Source organism: Okeania sp. SIO2B9 (assembly GCF_010672505.1).
GTDB classification, from domain to species: domain Bacteria; phylum Cyanobacteriota; class Cyanobacteriia; order Cyanobacteriales; family Microcoleaceae; genus Okeania; species Okeania hirsuta.
In genome coordinates this window covers 1-2,887 of sequence record NZ_JAAHGK010001005.1, presented here as the reverse complement: position 1 = coordinate 2,887, position 2,887 = coordinate 1, and the positions used below count along the sequence as shown (strand labels likewise).

The window sequence follows — 2,887 nt, the reverse complement described above, 5'->3', positions numbered from 1 at the left end:
ATAGACGTAGACCTATCCTGAAATCCCGCTTCCTACGCTAAAACGGCGTAGTAAGGGTTTGAGGACTTTTTTAGTTATGTTAATTGACAAAGACTTAAATGTAAGTATAGAGTGTAGAGATGCGGTTGGCTTGACCGTTAATGCCTGTGGATGAGTAACCGCCGACGGCCTCAGCAGAAGCAGGAAGTAAACATCAATTTGTCGCATCGATGTGACGCTTTGTATCAGTTTTATGAAGCAGTCTTGTTACGCTCAAGCTGACAGCTAATAGCTGAATTATCATTTTCTTTGTGGGTTTAATACTCCACCGTCAACGGGGGTGTTCACGCATTACTTGGGGGAGCGAATCCCCATGTAATTTTCCTCCTGTCTCCTGTCTCCTGTCTCCTGTCTCCTTCTTCAATACAACTCAGTCAGGGATTACTTCTAACTTCTAACTTCTAACTTCTGACTTCTGACTTCCCCTATTGCCTCTGCTAAATGTTTCTTTAAAGTTGTTATTGGTAGAGGACCTTGAATATGATTCCAAGGCAAAATTTGCTCTAACTTCCAATCATCAAAAACATAAAAATCCAACTCTGGTAACTCCCCACGCAACTCCTTAAAAGCTCTCTTATAACTACCCAAAGAATCCCCATAATTCCTTACCAATTCTAATAAATTAGATAACCTTCTATCTCCCCTAGAAATTAATCCCTGTATCACCGACCATTTATAACTTTCTGGGCGAAAATCTATCCCTTTTGACCGTAGTTGTTTCTCCAAAAACTTCAGCCTTTTTTCTGATTGAGAGTTGACTCCAAACCATTGAAAAGGTGTGTGAGATTTCGGTACAAAAGTGCTACATCCCAAACTTAATCTTAAACCAGGAGCAGCTTTTTTCAAAGCCAACATCATTTCTATCGTAGCATCTAAATCTTCTACTTCCTCTCCAGGTAAACCCACCATTCCATAAAACTTAATAGCTTTTAAACCACCAGCTTTAGCATTAACAGCAGCTTCAATAATTTCCTCATTTTCCAACTTTTTATTAATTATTTTTCGTAGGCGATCGCTCCCACTTTCTACAGCAATAGTAATTGATTTTGTATCCCTATTACTTAAAATTTTTGCTAATTTTTCCGTCACCGTATTTGTTCTAACCGATGCAATACTCAACCGCACATCATCATATTTTGGCTGATTCAAATAATTCAATAAACTATCAAATTCAGGATGTTGAGTTACCGAAGCTCCCAATAAACCCAAACGTTTTGTAACAGTTAATCCCTTTTCAATAGCAGGAATTAGAGACCCTTCTAAACTAGCACTTCTAAATGGTAAAGTCAGATAACTTGCCAAACAAAAACGACACATTTCCGGGCAACTTCTCACCACTTCTACCATAAAAATATTTTCCCAAGCTGCCTTTTCAGTCACCACAGTAGAAACAGATAAAGTATTACCCCGATAGGTTTGTTTTTGCACTACAACAGGAATATCCTTATCTATAGGTTCAATAGATTTAATAGCACCATCAACACTTTCATAAGTTACTTCATAAAGACTCGGAATATAAATTCCTGGAACTTGTGCTAAATGTCTTAATATTACTTGTTTATCCTCTCCTCTAACTTCTTTATAAGCATCAATAAAATCCCCCAATAAATTTTCCCCATCTCCCAATAAAATTACATCAAAAAAATCAGCAAAAGGTTCAGGGTTTGCCGTTAAAACAGGTCCGCCACCAAATATTATTGGATAATTTTTTGCTGAACGATTTTTAGCTCTAATAGGAATTTCTAAAGATTCCATAATCTGGAAAATATTGACATAATCAAGTTCCCAAGAAACAGAAAAACCAAATAATTCTGTTTGCTGTGGAAGAGGTTCATTAATATCAGTAAATAAACGACTAACTTGTAGATCGGAACGCATTGCTAAAGTTGCCCAAACAATCTGATAACCAAGGCTAGTTATTCCTACAGTATATTCATTAGGAAAAGCAAAAATAATTGGTATGGCACTAGATTCAGGTATTGCTGGAGTGAAGAGTAAACGTTCAGTATTAAATATATTAGTATTAGTAGACATATTTTAGATTATAAATAAGTAGGTAGGCGATAAAAATTACCGTTATGGTTCAACAATCAATAATTAACAATTAATAATTAATAATTACCTCTTTTTATAAAGAAGAGAATTGCCTCAAAGGATTTTTTTCTTTTTTATCCATGAATGGAGAGGCTTTATACTTTAATTTTTCGGTAAGGAGAAAGCAGAAGGAAAAAGGTTATTGATTTATATATTTTTGTGGGCACAACTCTGATATACCTGTGAAACAAGCAATGCCTGCTAAAGGGAGTTTTTCCAAAAATAGCAGATCGAGTATTGTAAAGTTTAAACATACATAAATATATAGCCATCCTAGTATAGATATGAACATTAGCTTTAGGGTTAGTGTTTACTGATGCTGGAATTAATATGGTTTCTAACGTGTTAGACTTTGGACAAAAACGGAGTAGTTAGCGTAATATTTATTTACGCTAACTACTGGGATTAGGGTTTAGAAACAGAATCAAATCTGGAATTATCTTCGTTTCTCACATTATTGATCATCCTGAAGAGCATAGGATGGGTCTGGTTCAATTTCTCCACCGAAACAGATATCTAAATAACTTTCTGGAAGAGAATAAATAACCCTCTCCAACTCATCAATAATATCCCTTCGAGTCATTTTTTCAACTGCATCAATATCAGCTTCACTTCCTGGTTTTCCTAAATATTTATATTGAGTTTTTTTCTGACTATCAGTAGCCATAGGAAAAATCGGTGAAGCAGATTGTAATTTATAATAATAGTACAGTTTCTGATTTCTATCTCGTCATCAAGTTATCACAAAAGGGAA

2 protein-coding genes are annotated in these 2,887 nt (G+C 35.2%); both read right to left on the bottom strand.

All coding sequences use genetic code 11. The features are described 5' to 3' along the window. Positions 1–426: 426 nt before the first annotated feature. Positions 427–2,073: a radical SAM protein gene (locus tag F6K13_RS26555; protein WP_124155588.1), complete on the bottom strand. Its 1,647-nt coding sequence runs from the start codon at positions 2,071–2,073 to the stop codon at positions 427–429. Positions 2,074–2,587: 514 nt separating this feature from the next. Continuing rightward, positions 2,588–2,800 carry a hypothetical protein gene (locus tag F6K13_RS26550; protein ID WP_205127290.1) on the bottom strand — a complete coding sequence of 71 codons (213 nt, stop codon included), beginning with the start codon at positions 2,798–2,800 and terminating at the stop codon, positions 2,588–2,590. Between the last annotated feature and the right edge of the window lie 87 nt (positions 2,801–2,887).

Bases quoted from the DNA above. Each gene is read 5' to 3' on its own strand.
- F6K13_RS26550 (WP_205127290.1), bottom strand. From the start codon at position 2,800: ATGGCTACTGATAGTCAGAAAAAAACTCAATATAAATATTTAGGAAAA.
- F6K13_RS26555 (WP_124155588.1), bottom strand. From the start codon at position 2,073: ATGTCTACTAATACTAATATATTTAATACTGAACGTTTACTCTTCACT.